The sequence below is a fragment of the Streptomyces sp. NPDC026394 genome (genome assembly GCF_055567735.1).
This window is the reverse complement of the sequence record NZ_JBVHPX010000038.1, coordinates 1-18,985: the sequence shown is the minus strand read 5'-3', so window position 1 is coordinate 18,985 and position 18,985 is coordinate 1. Positions and strand designations below refer to the sequence as shown.

Sequence of the window (18,985 nt, the reverse complement as noted above, 5' to 3'; positions counted from 1 at the left end):
GTGGTGTGACAGCAGCGGCGCATGACGTGCACAGACGCGTCGGATCCATCCGGCTGCATCGGCGCCGAAGCGGCATACATCAGCCTTTGTCCGGAGGGTGTGAAGGGCCGCTGCCAGAGGCCGTTACCAGGTGTCGTGGCGTCCCGTGCGGATGGTGTCGAGGAGGGGGCGGGTGATGGTTTCGGTGCCGGTTTCGATGGCGTCTTGTGCGGCGGTGCAGATGAGGTCGTTGAGGGTGTTGATGTAGCCGCCGGTCCGCTTGTGGAGGTAGCGGGACATTTTCACGAGGGTGCCGGGGATGTGGTCGTACAGGCGCAGGTCGTCGTCGAAGCCCTTGACGACGGAGTGCCAGTCGTCGCCGTAGTCGATGGCACCGGCCCACAGGACGGGCTGGGTGTCGGGGCGCACGGTGCCCTTGACGGCGTTGGGGAGGTTCTTGCGGCGGCGGCCGTAGCGGGCTTCGTGGACGATGTCGGCGGCGCCGGTGCCGCAGTAGACGAAGGTGGCGCGGGTGCGGTCCTGGAGCGTTTCGAAGTAGTCGAAAGCGCCGTGGATCTCGTTGTCGGCGAGGCGGTCGAGCCCGTCGACGAGGACGAGCCGGGCGCGGGCGTTGTGCATGACGTGGGTGACAGGTTCGGTCATGTCGGAGGGCCGACGGGTGCGGTCGGTGGGATTGAGTGTGTGGTTGAGCCCGAGGAACTCGGCGAAGGGCAGCGACCAGTGCAGGGTGCTCTCGCGTTCGGACGGGACGGTGATGTAGATGACGGGGATGCGGTTCGCGTCGGGGCCGAGATCGGTCTCGATCAGACCCTGGTAGCCGCGGCCGATCTGGACGAGAAGGGTGGTCTTCCCGCAGCCGCGGTCTCCGTCGATGATCATGTTGGTGGCGCGGCCGACGCTGCTGAAGCGGTTCTTGCGCAGTTGACGCCGCGCGTCGTGCAGCCCCCGGCGCAGGGCTGGGGTGATCACGGGCAGCATTTCGGCGTGGTACATCAGCCGTGGGTCGCGGGGCCCGACGGGAGTTCCCTTGGGGGCGCTGTCGGCGAGGTCGGGCGCGGCCAGCAGACGGCGCGCCCCCGTGTCCCATCCTTCACGGTGAGTCAGCAGCGGTATCTCGAAGGGGCGGGTGACCGCGTCGGCTACGTGCGGGCTGAAGGTGCGGATGAGTTCTTCTCGGCTCACCGGGCGTCTCCGTTGTCGTGGTGCGGGCCGTCGGGCTGGGTGGTGCCAGAACCAGGTTCTGGGGGCGGGGGAGTGGGGCGGGCGCAGCCGAAGATGTCGGCCGCGCTGCCGCGCAGACTGAACGCTCCCGCCTGCGGCGGGCCGGGGTGCTCGACGTTCCCGTCCGCGTCTTCACTCTCGTCGTCACTGGTCACAGGACCTGGGGCGTCGGGCGGGCCGGGGTGCGCGGAGTCTTCCAAATCCGGTCGGACACAGTGTTCCTGGACGCCGTCTGGGGCGGCGTCGGACAGATTCGGCCGCTGGCCTCCCCCGGATGGTCTTGCCGGAGCCGGTGGATGCGGAGCAACGGTGTCACCTGCGGCTATGAGGTGTGTGGTGTGTCCGGTCAGGGCGGGGGCGCGGACCACGGTGTCGGGGTCGGGGTCGGGCATCCCGGCGTACGGGTCGGCCTCAGGTATCGCGAGGTCCAGCTTGGGGCCGGTGAACAGCTCGGGCACCCGTGGCGGGTGCAGAGGTTCGGGTCCGTGGCGGGCTTTCTCGCGGAGCTCGGAGACGGCGCGGGCGATACGCCGCTGGTCCTCCTCGGTCCCGCCGTCCTCGATCACGGACAGGGTGGCGGCCTCCCAGGTCCACTGGGTCCAGGCGTCGGCGATGAGCCGCTGGTGGATGAACTCGGCCTGGACCCAGTCGTCTTCGCGGTGGTCGTAGAGCCACGCATAGCGGGGCGCGTAGGGGTTGTAGCGGATCTGCCAGCGCATGCCCTGCCCGGCCAGGCCGGTGTGCCGGTCCTTGTAATCCTGCAGCTGCGCGCTGTTGTAGGTCCGGTTGTTGATCTTTACGCCCTTGTCGGTGACCTTCACCCGGACAAAGGGCAGCAGCTTGCGATTGTGGTGTGCGCTCAGCGGCACGGGCACGTGGCCTTCGGCGGCGACGAGGGTGGCGTACATCCGGTTCGGGCTGATGGCCAGGCCGGGCAGGAACGGGCTGCGCAGTCCGTCGTGCGGGGTTTGCTGCCAGTCCAGGGCTATCCATTCGTCGAGCAGGTCCTGCAGCTCGTTCAGGCTCCACAGCACCTGGTCGGCGACGTGTTTGCCGCGGCGGGCCAGGTCGGATCCGGTGTAGCCGGCGACGTGCTGGCCAAACCGCTTCTTGATCGCGCTGAACGTCGACTCGATGATCGCCTTGTCGGTGGGGGTGCGGACACGGGCGGGGCGTACGTCGATGCCGAGCATCCGGCACACGTCACCGAAGTGTTCGCTGTTGAAGATCTTCCCGTGGTCGACGACGACGGTGCGCGGCCGGATGACCGGCCGTGCCGCGGCCCCGGCGATCCGCGGATCGCAGGCCACCAGGTCCGTGTACGGCATCTCGGAGTGTTCGGCGTACGCGAGCACCGGCCAGCCGGGCCGGCCCGGCATCGGGGCGAGGGCCTGGGCGAGCATGAGCACGGCGTCGAAGGAGCGGGTGGCGCGCCCGCCCAGGCGGCGTCCGCGGGGGCCGCGGCCTGGGGTCTTGGGCACGATCATCGCGCCGATGATCGATCGGGAGGCGACATCGATCGCCGCGGTCAGTTCGACCTGCACCACCCGCCCGTCGTCGCCGACGGCGAGGATGTCCAGGCCGGTGGAGTCGATCTGTACCTGCTCGCCCAGGCGCAGCGCGCGGGTCGGCGTGTACGGGGCGACGGGCCCGACCGTGCTGTCCATCCGGCGCTCGGTGGACCACCGCAGCGAGTCCACGCCGATCCCCAGCCGCTTCAGCAGCCGGTAGAAGGTGGCCGGGGAGATCATCAGCGCCTCGTACTCGCCCGGATGCGCGTTGCGTACCGCGGCCTGCAGCCGCTCGTAGAGCCGGCTGCCGTACCCGTCGGACTCGTACCGCCCAGCCTTGATCTCGGCCAGCAGCAGTTTCACGACCCGCTCGTCAGTGCGCCCCCACGGCGAGCCGGGCACGGTCTCGCGGATCAGGCCGAAGACGCCGCGAGCCCGGTAGGCGCGCCGCCGCCGCTCCACTGTGCCCGGCGAGGCGCTGGCGAAGCCCAGCGCCTTCAGCTCCGCGGCCTTGGCCGTAAGCCGCTGGCGCACCGTGAAGTACTGCGGGTCATAGCCGGGGCGGGGCACGGTGCCGGCGGGGGCATCGGGCGGGACGCCGTCGTCGATCTCGATCAGATGCCGCTCCCAGTCCCGCACCAGCCGGCGCTGCTCCTCCGTCAGCAGTGACAGCCCGCTGGTGTCGGGCACTGTGGCCGCGGGCAGTACGGCGGTGTTGTCCTCGTTCAGCAGCGCGTAGTCCTCGGCCCCGACCACGGCCGCGACCAGCGCGCGGGCATCGTGCCCGTGCTTGTCCAGGCAGCCCAGCTGTACCTCGGGGCCCTGAAGTGCGAGCACGCGGTAGGTGCCGCCCTGCCAGCGCAACCGCACCCCCGGCGCCAGGCAGTCTTGCCGAGCCGCCTGCGTCTGTTCCCCGGCGTCCGTCACGCGCCCTCCACCTCTGTCTTCGCCGTCGTCGTGTTCGCCTGCTGTGCTGCCGCCTTGCTGGTCCACGCGGTCGAGGAGGGCAGCAGCGGCACGCTCCGGTCCCAGGTCAGCTCGCCCGTCCACAGCAGATGCCAGACGTGCCCGAGTGCCGTCGTCCCCTTCGAACAGGCGGCCGCGCCCGACAACAAGGAGCACGGCGCGGCGAACAACTCCAGCAGCTCCCTGCGCAGTTCGGGATCGGGCGCGAGATCGGCGCCACGGAAGTGCGCGAGACACTCCAGCGACTCGGCTAGCACCCCGGTGGGCACCTCGAGCGGCCTCACCTGCCACCGAGCGGCCCGCGCTGCGACGCGCACCACTCGCTCCTCCAGAGCTCCTTCTTCTCCGGCCGCGGGAGGGTGGACGATGACCACACGCTGTCCGCCCTGGGTGCGGGCGAAGAACGCGGGCCGCACCACCCCGCGCCGCCCCTGCCCGCCGTCCTCCTCCCACAGCAGCTCCGCCACCAGGGACTGGAAGCACACGATGTCCTCGTCGAAGTCGAGGAGCATCGCCGCATCCCGCTGTGCCGCGCTGGTACACCACACGCTCAGCCCGCTCGTGGCCGCCGACCACTCGGTCAGGATGGATGCGCGCCCCTTGTAGGCCACCGGTTCGGACAGCGGCGGATGCTCCTCCAGCCGGACACCGCGCATCTGCTCCGGCTCCTGGACCACGCGCCGGCCGGCCGCGCTGCGATAGCGCACCCGCACCAAAAGCTCGGCCGGCCCGTCGGCCGCGGGCCCAGCTGGCGCACCCCGGCCCGCCAGCTCCTCGGCACAGGCGGCCTCGCCGCTTCCCGCCCGCTCAGCCATAGGGGCGCTCGATGACGGCCAGCACGTTCCAGGGCACACAGGTGAGCTCGTCGACGGAACTCATGCCGCCGACCTGCTCATGTGGCACGGCAAGCGGCAGATGCGTCCCCCGCTCTCCGCCGGCCGGGTCGCTGAGCGGGGGATGCTTCCTGCTCCACATCTCGATCACCTTGCCGACCCGCCAGCCGAACTTCCCGTACACCTCGCCCAGCCACCGATCGCGTTCGGCGCGGGTGAGCCGGCCGGCAAGCCGCCGCCGCTCAACCGAGACCATCGCACCGGCCACCTTCATCACCAACGGCAGCAGCCGCAGCGGCGTCGTACGCCGTTCACCGAGCCGGGGCACGCCTGTGCTCTCGTGCGCCAGGACCCCGAATGTCGCGGCTCGTTCGATCTGATCAGTGTCCGGGGTGTTGAGCTGGTCTGATCAGTTGGCTGGTTGGGGCTGGCGGTGTGCTCTGCGTTGGCGAGGGGCTTGACGTTGCTTGCGGGCTGGGGCTGGGCGGGGTTTGTGAGCTGTGGGTTTCCTGCTTCAGGGTGGCCGTAGGTCCGTTGGTCAGTTCTATTGGTTGGCCGGTCAGTTTCGTTGGACGGCTGTTGTAGCTGATCAGGGGTGTGGGTCCGTGGATGCCGAGGGTGGTCAGGAGGTGTTGTTGGTGGGGGTGGAGTTGGTTCCAGGTGCGTTGCTGGGTGCGGATCCACTTGGTCGTGGTGCCAGGGAATGGGCGGCTGGCGGTGTGGTGGGTGTGGGCTTGGTGGTAGCTGTGGTTCCAGGAGGCCCGCCAGGGTGGGTTCCACCACGGGTCGAGTGCGGTGAGCTGTGTGTCGTGGGGCCAGGGCCGGCCGGTGCGGCGTAGGTGGGCGACGGCGCGTTTGCGCTGCTCGTATAGCCACCAGCCCAGGGGGAATCCGTTGTGTTCGGTGGTGTAGTGGGCGGTGCCGAGTCCGCCGTGAGTGTGTGCGTATGAGCGGGCGTAGGGCAGGCCGCCGTCGATGGATGACGAGACGGTTGTGGGGCGCGGCCCGTTGGTGCCGGTTCGGCGGCGCATGCGTGTTCCCCGCTGGGGGCGGGCGGCGTGTGCGTCCTGGGGCGTTATGCCGAGTCCGGTCAGGAGTTCCTGCTGGCCCGGGTGGAGGTCGCCATAGTTGGTGCACTGGGTGAGCAGCCATCTGGTGGCGGCTGGAGGGAGTCCGGGGAAACCTGCGGCCGCGTTCAGAATGTGGCCGTGGATCTCGTTTCTGACGGCATGGTAGGCGATTTGCCATGGTAGGCCCCAGGACGGGTTCCACCATGAGTCAAGGACGTCGAGGGCCTCGGCGCGACGGTGGGGTAGTCGGCCGTTGGCGGCCCGTTTGCGTTGGTGGGCGAGCCATGTCCCCAGCCGGTAGCCGTGGTGGTTCGCGCTTCTGGGTACGGCGAGGTGTCCGTGTTGGGCGGCGTAGGAGCGGGCGTGTGCAAGACCGGTGTCGAATGATGCTTGCTGGGTGACGCGACGGGGCTGTGCGGTGCAGGAGTTCGCGGTGGTGATGCCGAGTTGCGTGAGCCTTTGTTGCTGCCCCGGGTGGAGGTTCTGGTAGGTGACGCACTGGGTGTAGAGCCACTGCCCAGTCCAGTCGGGGGTGCCGGGGAAGCCTTGTGCAGGGAGGAGTTTGATCCCGTTCTCGACGAGTCTGCGGGCGGCGCGGTGGTTGATCTGCCAGTCCCCGTTCCACCATGGGTCGATGGCGGCCAGCAGTGGGCCGGCCGGGTAGGGCGCGGCGAACTTGGCGGTATGAAGGCCGGCCTGGTGCCGCTGGCGGGCCAGCCAGCCTCCGACGGGGAAGCCCTCGTGCCGGTCGGAGGGTGATGCGTTGAGGTCGCCGTGCAGTGCCGCGTAGGAGCGGGCGTAGTAGAGACCGGTCTCCAGGGACGGCCTGTGGGTGGCGGGGTTGGGGCGGGCGGTTTGGACAGTCTGCTCAGTCAGTCCGACGGCCGCGAGCTGTCGGCGCTGTTCCACTGCCAAGCCGGGGTAGGACACACATTGGGTGTATAGCCATTGACCGAGCTCGTCCTCGAAGGCCGCAAAGGCGCTTTCGGGGTCGAGGGCGTGGCCGGAGCGGACAAGATCGCGCACCGTGTAGCAGGATCGCTGCCAGTCGGAGGGCCAGGGCGGTGCCCACCACGGATCCATTGCGTCCAGCTGCTGTGTGAGGGCGGGATCGAGAATGCCGCGTCGGGCGCGTACGCGGAGGTTGGTCAGCCATTGGCCGATGGGGAAGCCGGCGTACGTATCAGTAGCGCTCGCGCAAAGGTGCCCGTGCTGCTTCCAGTAGGCGCGTGCGTTGGCCAGGCCCTGGTCACGGGCCTCGGCGAGGTTGCGACGCCGCGGCAGTGCGTGGCGGGCAGCTTCGGCACTGATGCCGATCTGTGCCAGTAGTCTGCGCTGCTGAGGGTGGAGGCTGCTGTAGACCTGGCACTGCCGGTACAGCCAGGTGCCGAGATTCTCGCTGGTGCCGGGGAAGCCCTGCTTGGGGCTGATGTCGGTGCCTGAGTCCAGCAGCCGTCGTGCGCGCAGGTAGATGCGCTGCCACAGTGTGCTCCACGCAGGATTCCACCACGGGTCAAGAGCGGCCAGGGCCTGGCTGCGCTCGGGGGAGAGCTGAGGGCCTGCGGCGCGCTGGTTGGCCAGCCACAGGCCGAGTTGGAATCCGTCCTTCTCGTGCCGGTAAGGGATGCAGAGGTGGCCGTGTTCGGTGGCGTAGGTGCGGGCGTGGCGCAGGCCGCGCGCGAACCCCTTGGCGGTCTCGGCCACGTCTGAGGCCGACGACCCCTCCGACTCCGTTTTTCCGGGCGCTTCGTCGACGGGCCGGGTTTCGGCCAGGAGCCGGGTGATCGGTGCGGGCCGGTGGGGCGGGGAGACGTGCCACATGCTGCGTGTTTTCGGCTTGTGCCCGGCCTGGGTGCGTACGCAGGCGCGCACCCAGGCGTTCAGCGGGCCTGTCGTGATGGCGCTGAGGCGACCGGCGAGCCATGGCCGCTCAAGGCGCCGAGCCAGTTCGTCCACGAGGCTGGGGACATCGGCGAGCGCGTGCGGCTGATGCCGCCCCGCGTCGTCGAGTAGCCGCTGCTGCAGGCCTGGGTCGGCGAGAACTGCGGCCAGCGTGACGGCTTCGGGATAGGTCACCGCATCCCGCGCCGCGGCACGCCAAGCGAGGCCGTTGCCGGGTGCCATCAGCCGCAGCCGCTCGGGCCAGAGGATCTCTTCCGGCCAGGGCTCGTCCCACCACGAAGCCATGATTGCCTGGGCAACAGCGAACGCTTCGCCGGCGTGCGGGCTGCGCTGCAGCAGCCGTACATGACGGCGCTGGGCCGCCCCGGTCTGCGGCACATACCGCAGGTCCAACTGCCCGAGGACGGCCGCTGCCCCGTCGACGACGGGTGCTTCCAGCATCCAGCACTGGTGCTTGATGCATACCCGGCCGTGCGGCAGCAGGTAGCGGCGTGCTTCCTCCCGGCCTCGTGTGGCGGTCGCGGTGCAGGCCCGGCATCCGGGGCCGGTCGGCGGGATCGTGGCTGCGGTGCGGACCCAGGCGGCCGGCCCGCTGCCGAGCCTGCTCAAAGGGACGTCCCTGCCCCAGGCCGGCAGGGCACGGTGCAGATGTTCTTCGGGCGTGCGGCAGAAGGCGGCGACCACCGCCCGGGCCTCGGCGTTGAAGACCACTTCCCCGTCGGGCCGCACCGTGAACAGATTGGGCCGCCGTCCCACGTCCACGAGCGCGCCGATGAGTTCTTTGGCCGTGAGCTTGTACCGGGAGGCGACTCTGCTCATGAACGACAGCGTCGTCTCACCGTTCAACGGTGCGACACGTACCGCGCCCAAAGGCGATCTGTGCAGGGGGAGTTCGTTCTGCCCGCGCTGTGGTGGCTGCGAATAATCCCTGGCGGCAGTTAAAGGGCTGGTGGTCTTCTTCACGGCTGGTCCGCCTCGTCAGGATCCAGTGCCGTTGTTGCGGGGGCGCGGGAGGCGTTTTCGGGGCGGGCGGGCTTGCTGCTCCGCGCGGATGTCGAGCTGGATGCTGGCCAGGAGCCGTTTGGTGATCTTTTCGCTGCCGTCGAGGAGTGCGGTGAGAGCGGCTTCACGGATGAGGTGGGAGAGGCTTCCCATGACTCCGCCGGTGCGCTGGTGGAGGTAGTCGGCGTGCCGGGCCAGAGTGCCCCCAGTGTGGTGGCGCAGGCGGAGGGCGTTTTCCATGTCGGTGACCAGGTCCAGCCACACGGCGCACTGTTCGGCGGTGCCGCAGGACAGGGCGGTGTTGCGCACCAGGGCGAAGCGGCCTGCCAACTGTGCGCCGCGCGGCCCGTTGAGCAGGGGGGACGCCTCGACGTCGACGCCTGCGTAGACGAAGGTCGCCGGAATCCTCTCGCCTAGGTGCTTCATCTGGTCGGAGGTCTCCGCGCCGGACCGGGTGCGGGTGTCGAGCAGGTGGACGTCGTCAACGAGGACCAGCGCGGTGCCCAGCTGGCACAGCAGGTGGCAGACGGCGTCGGTGATCTGCGCCTGGTTCATGCGGTTCGCGATGGGGATGCCGAGGAACCGGGCGAACTCCGATACCAGCATCTTGGGGGTGGAGGCGGGCGGCACCGCGAGGAAAGCGACGGGCAGGCGGTCGGTGCGGCCGGGGTGGCGGCGTTGTTCGGCGAGTTCGAAGGTGCGGCCCATTTCCAGCAGGGTGGTGGTCTTGCCGGTGGTGGGCGGCCCGGACACGATCAGTCCGCGGCGCGCGGTGCCCTGCTGGCGGCGGTTGAGGAGCATCAACCGCCGAACCGACAGCGAGATGCGTTCCATGGCCGGGGTGGTCAGGACGACGAACCGGGAGTGGTAGTCCAGACGTTCCTCAAGCGACCAGTCCTCGCCGGCGCCTGGGGGCTGCAGTGGGGGAGTGCCGACGAACTGCTGCCAGCCCTCCCGCGTGGTCGGCGGCGCATAGGCCGCCATCTGCTGCTCCTCGTCCGGGACGGAACCGGCTTCGGGGACTGCTACCACTGGGTTGCCTCCTGGCGGGCATCGTAGATCCGCGACGGGCGGGGGACTGCGGCCCGCCCGGATGGGTGTTCGTCTCCGGCGGGGCCGTCGCCGGCATCGTCTGATGTGCCGAGCGGGTCTTCGTCCTCGTCCCAGCCGTCCTCGAACTCTTCGTCGTCGGGCTCATCCAGGTCCGCTGGGGTGAAGGCGCCGACCAGGCCGTAGGAGAGGGTCGGGGCGGTGAGGGGGTCGGGCGGCTCCTGCTGGTTTGGGGCGGGCCCGGCGAGGGATGCTGCGGCGCTGGCGCGTGCCGCGACGGTCCGCTCGCGGCGGGTGCCTTCCCCGTTACCGGCCCGCCGCAGGAGACCGTCCAGGGCCTGGGCGAGCTGTTGCTCGTGCTCATCGCGGTCGCCGCGGCGCTCGACGGTCGCGCGGATGTGCCGCCAGGTGAAGTCGGTGAAGGGCAGGCTGACCCGCCCCTTGTGGATCCAGGGCACCTCCTCCCAGCCGCCAGGCAGCCGCACCCAGATCTGCTGGGGGTCATAAGGGTTGTGGTGCACCTCCCACACCCCGTCCGGGGCCGTCGACCTGCGCCCGCGGTGCGGGTTGAGGACCTCGTGGTCGTAGGTGCGATAGTCGAAGCGGATGCCGTAGTCGTTGATGCCCACCCGCTTGACCGGCATGAGCTCGACGTAGTCGTCTTCGCTGAGCAGTACCGGCACATAGCCGGTCACGCCGACCAGCGCGGCCCACATCTCGTTCGGCGACACCGCGAGCTTCGGGGCCAGAGGATGACGCAGGGATGCGTGCCGACGGTGCTGCCAGTCCGCGACCAGCCACTCCTCCAGCAGATCCTGCACCTGCGGCAGCGTCCAGCACGCCTCGTCCTCGACGTGAGAGCCGCGCTGAGTGACGTCGGAGCCGGTGTAACCGGCCACGTACTGGGAGAACCGGTCGCCGATGGTGCGGAACATCCGCTCGACATTTCCCTTGGCCGGGCCGTTGGCCGGAGGCGCCGGCTGCACCGACACCCCCAAGCTGTCGCACGCCGCGACGAACGAGGCGGAGACGAACACCCGGCCCTGGTCGACGACCACCGTCTCCGGCATGATCACCGGACGGGCCGCCGCCCCCTCCAGCCGCGCGTCCAGAGACACCAGCCGCTCGTAGGGGATGACCGACCGCGACATCGCCAGCGCCTCTTCCCACCCAGGGCGCATCCGCATGGGCGTCACCATCTGCGCCAGCAGAATCGCCGCGTCCACCGACCCTGTGCCCATCGGCCGCAGAACGGTCGCACAGATACTGCGCGTCGCCACATCCAGCGCGATGGTCAACTCGGCCTTACCCACCACCCCGTCGGTCAGGACCACCATCACGTCCAAAGGCGTGCTGTCCAGCATCACCAGCTCACCGGGCCGCAACGCCACCGTCGGGGTGAACGGAGGAGCCGGCCGTGAGGAATGACGGCGCCGCTGCGCCGCGGTTCCCAGCAGCCCCTGACGGTCTGCGAGGGCGTGCACCAGCCGGTTGAACGTCGAGGCAGGCGGTACCTTCACCGCCCCCGCGCCGTGGGCGTCCTCCAGGATCCAGCCGACGGTGCGCCGCAGCCGGCTCAGCGTCCCGGTCGACCGCTCCCGCTGAGCCTGGAGTGCCTGCTCGATCGCGGCGACCACCCGCTCGTCCGCGCGCCCCACCGGCGAGCGCCGCCGGGCAGCCCGGCCGTCCACCAACCCCCACAGGCCCTGCTCCCGGTAGCGAGCCCGCATCCGCCGCACCGTCACCGCACTGGCCGGCTGCCCGGCCGCCGTCAGCTCGGCGGCCTTGGCCTCCTCCCGCTCCGCCATGCTGCGCAGGGCCGGATCGAACTCGGCCCGCGGCACCTGGTCCTGTCCCGGAACGGGGTACCCGGTCTCCACCTCGCGCACGTGCCGCTCCCAGGCGTACGCCTGCTCGCGCACGTGCTCCGGCAGTTCCTCCAGGAGCCCGAACGGCGGCACGCTGCGCCGCGGGGAGCCCACCACTTCGAAGTCGGGGTCGGCGAAGAGGTAGTTCACCAGGACCGTGGCGACGGAGTTGTCCGCGTCGATAAGCTTTACGGACAGGCCTTCCAGCATGACGACCGTCCAGGTCCGCTTCGCGAAGCGCACCTGAGCTCCGGGCTCCAGTACCGTGCCGCTCATCCCTGCCCCCGCCCCCGCCCTCGGGCAACCGCCGTCACGGTCACCCGCTCGTGCAGGGGCACGCCGAGTGGAGCCGACAAGTCGCCGTGCCACAGTGCGTGGAAGACCACCGGGAAGACCTGGATCGGGTCGCCGAGTTCATGCACCCCCTCGATCAGGGGCCGCGGCAGCCGGAATGCCTCGGCCGCGCGCCTGGCCAGTTTTCCGCCCTTGTAGCGGGGGTGCCGGTACCCGGCCAGCCAGCGCAGATTGGCCGCCAGAACCGGATCCGGGGGCCGCAGAACCCGGTACTGCCACCCCGCCGCCGCGGCGGCAGCCTCCATCACCGCCGCCCGACAGGACAGGCGCGGAGAGATGTCGCCGTGCCCTGCGCAGTCCGCAAGCAGACCCCTGCCGTCCGCGAGCCGGGCCATCAGATGCGGTGAGTGCCGCACCCAGCCCCCGTCACGCTCAGACCAGGCAAGTTCCACCGGGCGGCACGCAATGGCCACGACCGAAGAATCCCAGTCCAGCAGCATCACCTGGGTCCGCATGACCCCGGACCCGTAGTGCACCAGTCGTCCGTTGGTCGCCGACCACCACCACCCCGGCGCCATCCGCTTGCCGTGCCGCACCGGGAACCTCCGCACCGGGACGCACTCCTCCAAGCAGACACCACGCGCGGCCTCCAGCCACAACGTCCGCTGCTCGGTTCCCGCCTGGTCAACGAACCGAGCCTCCAGCCGGTCGCCGATCCCGACCGGTAAATCCGCGGTCGTCTCACCATCCGACAGTTCGCCCGGCAGCCCGGCGAAGTCCCCGGATGCACCAGCCGGCTTTCGGACCGCCACGAGCGGCGACTGGTCACATCCTCCGTCTGCCGGACCGGATACCTGAGTACCTGTCTCCACTGCGGCCCGCGCACCACCCTGCGCTCCCGCGCTCTGCCATGGCGATGCGGGCAAGGCAGTGCTGCCAGCGGCCGGCGGGTGATGCTCGTCGATCATGCGCTCCACTCAAGCGCGCCCACGCGCGCGAACCGCCGAAATCAGCCAACCTCCACAGCGCGCAGCGCCTCGCCTCGCTCCTCCGATGACGTTGCCGACCGGGCGCGCATCCGGCCGCATGATCTTCACTCCGGTTACCCGGGGAAGGGCGCTGTACCGGCGGCACGGCGACGACGCGCCCGAAGAGGTCAAAGTCGCTGGGCCACCATGCTCGGCCTCCCGATCCTCCTGGGCGACGAGGAGTATGAACGCGTGATCCATGCCGCGGCCCGGGCCGTCGCTGTGCCGGCTGCGGCTCCGCCGACGGGGCAGTGAGAGCCCGCTCCGCCAGCCGCGCCGGGACCAGTACGGTCACCGGGCGCGGTAGTACGCAGTGGTCGCGCGCCCGTACCGGTCGCGGAACAGCCGACGGGCCGCAAACGTACCGCCACCGGGCCGGGCAGCGCGGTCCTCACCGGCGCGGCGTGCGGCCAATTCGTTCGGCCAGGGCGCGCAGTTGAACCCGCGCCGAGGCGGGGCGGTGCTCCGCGCGCAGCCACCATGGATCCAGCCCGTACCGGTTGGGGTGCTGCTGTCCGCGCCGGACACGGGTGAATGCGCCCATGCAGTCCAGCAGCGGCCCGGCATGCAGTGGGCCTTCCAGCGCCAGCCCACGCCGCGCAGCCTGTTCACAGTCGGCCAGCCAGGGCCGCTCCAGCAGTACTGCGAGTTCGCGGAAGAACGTCCCGTCCGGCCGGAAGGGCCGTACCGGTCCGCCGCGCCCGTGATCGTCCCAGATCCGTTCCTGCATCCCGGGGTCGAGCAGCACGGCGGCGAGGGTGACGGTCTCGGGGAACGTCACCGCGTCGCGGGCGACCACTCGCCACCACCAAAACCGCGGTCCCGCGTCACCTCCGGCGACCGCATGCAGCCGGGCCGGCCAGATCCGCTCCCGCTCCCACCCCAGGGCCTGCTCCCACCACGCACACACCACCGCGTGGGTGAGAGCGAACACCCGCCCCGGATCGGCGCCGGCCGCGGCCGCGGTCCGGGCGACCTTCGGCCAGACCCGCTGCGCCGCGGCAACCTCCGGGCTCGCCCGCAGGTCGAGGTTGCGGTGCCGGTGCCTGTCCCCGCAGATCTGCATCCACCTCTGATGGCGGGCACAGACCCGCTGCCACGGTGCCACGTACCGCACCACCACGGTGTCGTGACCGGTGCGCGCCGCCGTGCACAGCCGACAGCCATACGCCACCGGCCCGTACTCTCCGGCCGACGCGACCTTCCACCGTCCTGCCGCTGTGTCCGGCCACGCAGCCTCACCGGGCCCGGCCGGCATGCCGGGCGGGGTCGGATGCGGCCCGTCACCGAACGCGGGCAGCGCCCGGAACAGGACTTGCTCGTCGACCCCGCCCAGTCGGGCCAGCAACTGCCGGCCGACCGGGTTCAGCATCACTCGGCATCCTCGCGCGGACCGGCCTCGTCCCGCGGCCGCGAACCTGACCAAGTCCACAGCGACAGCAGTGCGCCGCGGTCCAAGCCGTAGCGGCCAGCGATTCGGGACAGGTATGACCACGTCGTCTGCGCGGCGACCGGAGCGACTCGGAGCGCCCCTGGGCGTGGCATCCTCAAATATCCGACCACCGGCTACACCGGTAACGGGTTCATGGATTGTGCGGCCACAGCGGACAGCCACTCGATTCTGAGTGGGGGGCAACGAGGCTGGATACGACGGAGAGGCAGTCCACGGTCTCAGCCCCTCTTGATCTGTTTGTAGAAGAAGAACGCGGGCTGTTCGGCGGTGGGAAGCGCCCACGATCTGCCCAGCAGGTCAGGCAGGGGCTGCCCGTCGGGGAGCACCGTGAAGCCGTGCCGGGTGTAGAACTCGCGGAGCTTCGCGGTCTCCAGATCTCTCGTGGCGTTGCCGAACCAGCTCCGGACACCCCGCTGCCTCAGCCGATCCTCCATTGCCCGGATCAGCATGCCCCCGATGCCCCGCCCCCGAAAGGCGGGCACGACTGCCATGAGGTCCAGTTCGCTGTGCAGGTCCATGACCGGCGCGTACTCCGGTCGCCGCATCATCGTCATGGAGACTGCGACCTGTGACCTGCACGTGAGGGCGGCCCCTGCGAGCTCGCCGGTGCCGGGGTCGCGGTAACACAGCACCAGTGGCGCGTAGAGGGGATCGTGCTTCACCCTCGGGACCGCAGTCGGGGCGATGTCATTGAACGAACCCTCAAACAGCGCCTGCGCCTCCGCCCGTTGGGCGTCGGTTATCGCCTCAGATATCGCCACTGCAGTGCTCATGCGGCCCCAGAGTAGGGCAACTGCGGTACCTCGCTGGCAATGCAGAACCAACGGCCAAGGCTGTCCGGCCGAGCTCGCGCTGAGTACCTGGACGGGAACGCCGTATGACCGGCCAGTTGTTCCTAGACACCGAGCCAGATTCTGAAGACGTGCACGAGCGCGTTGCCGAGGTGAAGCCCCGCGCTGTGGGCGAGGCCCTGTCGGAGGTCGCGCCCTACTGGACCGTCATGCGCTCCGCCGGCCGTGTTCCGGGCGCTGGGGAGGCTCGTCGCGGGCAGGCGGGATGGAGACTGCGGTGTCGTCCCTGTGGGACATGGGGATGCTCCTTCGAGCAAGAGGAAGGGAAGCAGAGGTGGACGGCGTGGTGGCCGTCGTCCGCGGGGGTGGTCACCGCGCGGTCGGCTGTCTTCCCGACGCCTCCGCAATTGAGAACGTCGTCCCTGTGGAACCCGATGGCTCTGCCCGAGGGTGGCTTCGTCAAGAATACGACGGTACGCGTAAGTTGTCGTGTCCGGTGGGGTGGCGTGCATGGGCAGTCCTTCCGCGGAGGTGACATCGGCGGGCAGTGTGGGTGCGCGGCGGTGCTTACGTCGCGTCGTGAGCGGAGGGCTTCCTGCAGACGGGCGAAGGGGCTTTGGTGAGGACACCTGACGGGCTGGACGAATGGCGCTGGCGGTGGATGCTTGTCCGTCACCCGAGGACCGAGAGGTTTTTTCTGCTGCATGCCGCGACGCGGCCTGCAGGCTTCCAGGACATTCGCGTCTACGGACGTGATGGAATATCCGATGCGCGGCTCGTGTGGAAGGTGTGCCACGAGTGCAAGCGCGGCGTCATCTCGAAGATCTCACTCTCCCCAGAAGTGCAGCGGCAAGGTCTCGGCACACTCCTCATCGACAGGGCACTCATGGAGGGTCCCGGCTACCGGTGGACGACGAGCAGCCAGTCCCCGGATGGCCGGGCATTCTTCCGAGCGGTGTCGGCGCGCACCGGCGCCGAGTTCACGGCGGGAGCCCGAACATGCGAACACATCCTGGAGAGTCGGGCCGGACGCCACAAGCCCATCCTGGACCGACGCCTCCATGCCTACGCTGCTGGAGCCGCAAGGTAGAAAATGCCGGCTCGTTCTACCGCCAGCCCCGTAATCTGCCTACATGGCCGCTGCTGATCGTGAACTGCTCTCCCGGACTGCCCGTAACGCTGTCCGGGGGCTTATGAGCGGTCTCGTGGCGGGGGCGATCGGCGAGTACTGGGAGAACGAGCACTTCGCCCCGGCCCCTGGCTTCATTCCCGGCGAGGGCGGGGTCCGCAAGCAGCTCTTCGACTCCTACGCTGCGTCCGTCGACTGGACCGACCACGACCATGTGACCCGGGCCCTGAGGGTGTTCGAAAGCATGCTGCGCCGCTTGGACCGGGAGAGCCGGAAGTACGACGGGGATGGCTTGCCTGCCGACACGGTGGCGGATCTGCGGGAGGCGTTCGCGCGGGACGGCTGTCGCCTGGATGATGAGCTACGCCTGCACACGGCACGCGTCGCCCATCTGGTTGTCCATGCCGACGCCCTGTCTGAGGCGTCGGGCATCCAGGCCGAGCTGGAGCGGGTGCGCAGGTTCGGAGCCGATTACCCCGATGACGCGATCGGCGCGGCTAAGCAGCTCATCGAGGCGACCGCCAAGCTTGTACTGCTCAAGCGGAACCTCCCGGTCGACGAGCGTCAGGACCTCCCCGCGCTGATCAAGCAGGCGCAGCAAGCGCTTCACCTTCACCCTGCGGCAGTGCCGCCGGCCCGCACCGGCGGCAGCCCGGACAACGCCGACAGCATCAAGCGCATCCTGGGCGCACTGACCTCGGCTGCCATCGGCGTCGCCGAACTGCGCAACCGTTACGGGACCGGACACGGACGGCTGGCCGCACCCACAGGCCTCGGATCCCGGCACGCCCGCTTCGCCGTCGGCACGGCCGCCACCTGGTGCGAGCTGATGCTCGACACCCTCGCTGACCCCAATGCCCCCTGGCGCAAGGCTCCTTCGACACCAGCCCCGCTTGCGGACAGCGAGCCCGCAGCCTCGCTCTGAGCCCGCACAAGCTGGAACACAGGAAAGGGCAGCCGGTGGCACCACAGCAGCTCACTGTCGTCACTCGCCAGCGCCTCCTCGACTTACTGGTCGTCGAGAAGATCTGGTGGTGGGGCGCTCTGGACGAGGTGAGGTTCCTGGAGCGCTTGTACGACCTGGACGTCCTTGAAGGCGACGGCTACCGGCGTCCTACGGCCAGGGAAGACATCTGGCAGCACTGCATCAACAACGACGACTGGCCGCCCGGATGGGTGTTCACCGACGCCCGCTTCGGGCTCAGCGGCCCCTCCCCGCAGCCGCTGTTGAACTTCCTCGCCGAAATGCTCCACCCCGTGGTGCGACGCGACCCGGCCGAAGTCGAACGCCTGGCCGAGAAGCTCAACGGCATCCCTGCCAAGGACGGCTTCGAGCTCTACCCGACCGGATACATCAGCGGGCTGCCGGTCTACGCCGGCGGCCCCCGCGCGTCCTTCCACGGCGCCCGACCTGACTTGAAGTTCGAAGCACGCCCCCTACTGACCGACCCCCGCGTGCTCCACGAACACCAAGAGCGCATCAGGGCTGGCCTGGAACGCGACCCCGCCGCAGCGATCGCCTCCTGCAAAGAACTCGTCGAAAGCCTCTGCAAGATCATCCTGGAACACCAGGACATCGAGTTCCCGCCAGGAGAAGACCTGCCACCGCTGTTCAAGCGCGTCACGACGCTGCTGGGCCTGAACGCCGACGCCGTCGCCGACCACGCCAAGGCCAGCGCCACGGTGGTCAAGCTCCTACGCACCCTCACCACGACGGTGCAGGGCTTGGCCGAGTTGCGTAACCAGCTAGGACTCGGCCACGGGCGAACCGCACCGAGCCCGGCACTTACCCGCCACGCCCGGCTGGCTTTGAACAGCACGGTGACCGTGACGGAGTTCGTGCTTGACACTTGGCAGGATCGCATCGAGCGAGGGAAACTCCCGCCTCGTTCTCAATAGCGTTACGCCCACTCCATGCCCAGTTCCCGCAGCGCGTCCAGCTGTTCCTGGGTGAGTTTGTCGCGCCGGGTTTTGGTGTTGGAGATCCATACGCCTAGCTTGACGGTCACCGGGTCTGCTTCGCCGTCGACCGAGATCTCCTCGGCGTGCCCCCTCGGCACAGGCCGTTGGCCTTCCCGTTCGATCCACTGTGTGAGGGCCGTGAGGCCACGCTGGAAGGCTTGCTGCGTCTTGCTCATACCCTTCGTGGACCGCGCAGCCGCCGGGGCGGGGGAGGGGGCTTCAAACGGCTTGATGCCCAGCTCGGACAGCCGCCGCTGCTGTTCCTCCGACAGCTCCGCCCACGCGTTCGCCTGCCGCTCCAGCCACCGCCCGAGATCGTCACCGTCGAAGAGCACGCCGGGTTGGATCTCGGCCAGGACGGTGGGCCCGTCGGCGTCGACGAGGTCGGCGAGTACGCGGTAGTGCCGCTGCCAGTCGAGTGGCCAGGGGCAGTTCCAGTCCGGGTCGATCGCCGCCAACTGCTCGGCACGCACCGCCGCTCGCTCCGGGTCCTTGCCCAGACTGTTCTTCGGCCCCTTCCGCCGGAGGTTCGCCAAGTGCTGCCCAATGGGCACCATCGCCTCGCCCTCGCCCCAGACGGCGTCCTGTCGGGGTGCGAGGTGCCCGGTGGCTCGCCGGTAGGACCGGAACGCGGCGAGTTTGTTCTCCCACGCTTCGTCGCCGGGTTCCCAGACCATCCCGGCCTCGTCGAGGAGTTCTTTGCGGTGGGGGTCGAGTTCTCCGGCCCGCAGTGATTTCCGCTGTTGGTGGACCCATCGCCCAAGCGGAAACGCTTTCGTCGTCCCGACCTCGGTCTCGGTGTCGTAGGGGACGGCGTACAGGCCGGTGATCTCGGTCTCCTTCCGCCACCGGATGAGGGCCTGGTAGCCCTCGAGCCAGACGAGGGACTGGGGCCGGATGACACG

General features: G+C 69.6%; 13 protein-coding genes. 2 read left to right on the top strand and 11 right to left on the bottom strand.

The window, feature by feature from the left end:
* Positions 1-123 precede the first annotated feature (123 nt).
* From ACZ4QV_RS40505 to ACZ4QV_RS40460, 10 genes are all read right to left on the bottom strand, one after another.
* Positions 124-1,182 (bottom strand): ATP-binding protein, encoded by a 1,059-nt coding sequence (locus ACZ4QV_RS40505; protein ID WP_467764350.1) that lies wholly within the window; start codon positions 1,180-1,182, stop codon positions 124-126.
* Positions 1,179-3,659: a Mu transposase C-terminal domain-containing protein gene (locus tag ACZ4QV_RS40500; protein ID WP_467764349.1), complete on the bottom strand. Its 2,481-nt coding sequence runs from the start codon at positions 3,657-3,659 to the stop codon at positions 1,179-1,181. Before ACZ4QV_RS40500 ends, ACZ4QV_RS40505 begins: the two co-directional genes overlap by 4 nt.
* On the bottom strand, positions 3,656-4,513 hold the full coding sequence (locus ACZ4QV_RS40495) for a hypothetical protein (RefSeq protein ID WP_467764348.1): 858 nt from the start codon (positions 4,511-4,513) through the stop codon (positions 3,656-3,658). The genes ACZ4QV_RS40500 and ACZ4QV_RS40495 overlap by 4 nt, the downstream gene beginning before the upstream one ends.
* Entirely contained in the window at positions 4,506-4,859 is a 354-nt protein-coding gene (locus tag ACZ4QV_RS40490; RefSeq protein ID WP_467764347.1) for a hypothetical protein, read from the bottom strand. Before ACZ4QV_RS40490 ends, ACZ4QV_RS40495 begins: the two co-directional genes overlap by 8 nt.
* 52 nt (positions 4,860-4,911) lie before the next feature.
* Complete coding sequence (locus ACZ4QV_RS40485; protein WP_467764346.1) at positions 4,912-8,322, bottom strand: helicase associated domain-containing protein; 3,411 nt, start codon at positions 8,320-8,322, stop codon at positions 4,912-4,914.
* A 159-nt stretch (positions 8,323-8,481) separates the two neighbouring features.
* Positions 8,482-9,489, bottom strand: a complete 1,008-nt coding sequence (locus ACZ4QV_RS40480) for a TniB family NTP-binding protein (protein WP_467764370.1) — start codon at positions 9,487-9,489, stop codon at positions 8,482-8,484.
* 41 nt (positions 9,490-9,530) lie between these two features.
* On the bottom strand, positions 9,531-11,699 hold the full coding sequence (locus tag ACZ4QV_RS40475) for a Mu transposase C-terminal domain-containing protein (RefSeq protein WP_467764345.1): 2,169 nt from the start codon (positions 11,697-11,699) through the stop codon (positions 9,531-9,533).
* Positions 11,696-12,685, bottom strand: a complete 990-nt coding sequence (locus tag ACZ4QV_RS40470; RefSeq protein ID WP_467764344.1) for a TnsA-like heteromeric transposase endonuclease subunit — start codon at positions 12,683-12,685, stop codon at positions 11,696-11,698. Before ACZ4QV_RS40470 ends, ACZ4QV_RS40475 begins: the two co-directional genes overlap by 4 nt.
* Positions 12,686-13,136: 451 nt before the next feature.
* Positions 13,137-14,117 carry a DNA-binding protein gene (locus ACZ4QV_RS40465; RefSeq protein ID WP_467764343.1) on the bottom strand — a complete coding sequence of 327 codons (981 nt, stop codon included), beginning with the start codon at positions 14,115-14,117 and terminating at the stop codon, positions 13,137-13,139.
* Positions 14,118-14,416: 299 nt separating this feature from the next.
* A complete protein-coding gene (locus ACZ4QV_RS40460) occupies positions 14,417-14,971 on the bottom strand; it encodes a GNAT family N-acetyltransferase (protein ID WP_359329200.1) in 555 nt (184 codons plus the stop codon).
* 1,151 nt (positions 14,972-16,122) lie between these two features.
* Here ACZ4QV_RS40460 and ACZ4QV_RS40455 point away from each other — a divergent pair.
* Both ACZ4QV_RS40455 and ACZ4QV_RS40450 read left to right on the top strand, forming a co-directional pair.
* The gene (locus tag ACZ4QV_RS40455) at positions 16,123-17,043 is read left to right on the top strand and encodes an abortive infection family protein (RefSeq protein WP_467764342.1); all 921 of its coding nucleotides are present in this window, start codon (positions 16,123-16,125) and stop codon (positions 17,041-17,043) included.
* A gap of 35 nt (positions 17,044-17,078) precedes the next feature.
* Complete coding sequence (locus ACZ4QV_RS40450) at positions 17,079-18,017, top strand: abortive infection family protein (protein ID WP_467764341.1); 939 nt, start codon at positions 17,079-17,081, stop codon at positions 18,015-18,017.
* A gap of 2 nt (positions 18,018-18,019) precedes the next feature.
* Here the strand turns inward: ACZ4QV_RS40450 and ACZ4QV_RS40445 are convergent.
* A partial coding sequence (locus ACZ4QV_RS40445; protein ID WP_467764340.1) for a helicase associated domain-containing protein occupies positions 18,020-18,985 on the bottom strand: 966 nt, incomplete at its 5' end.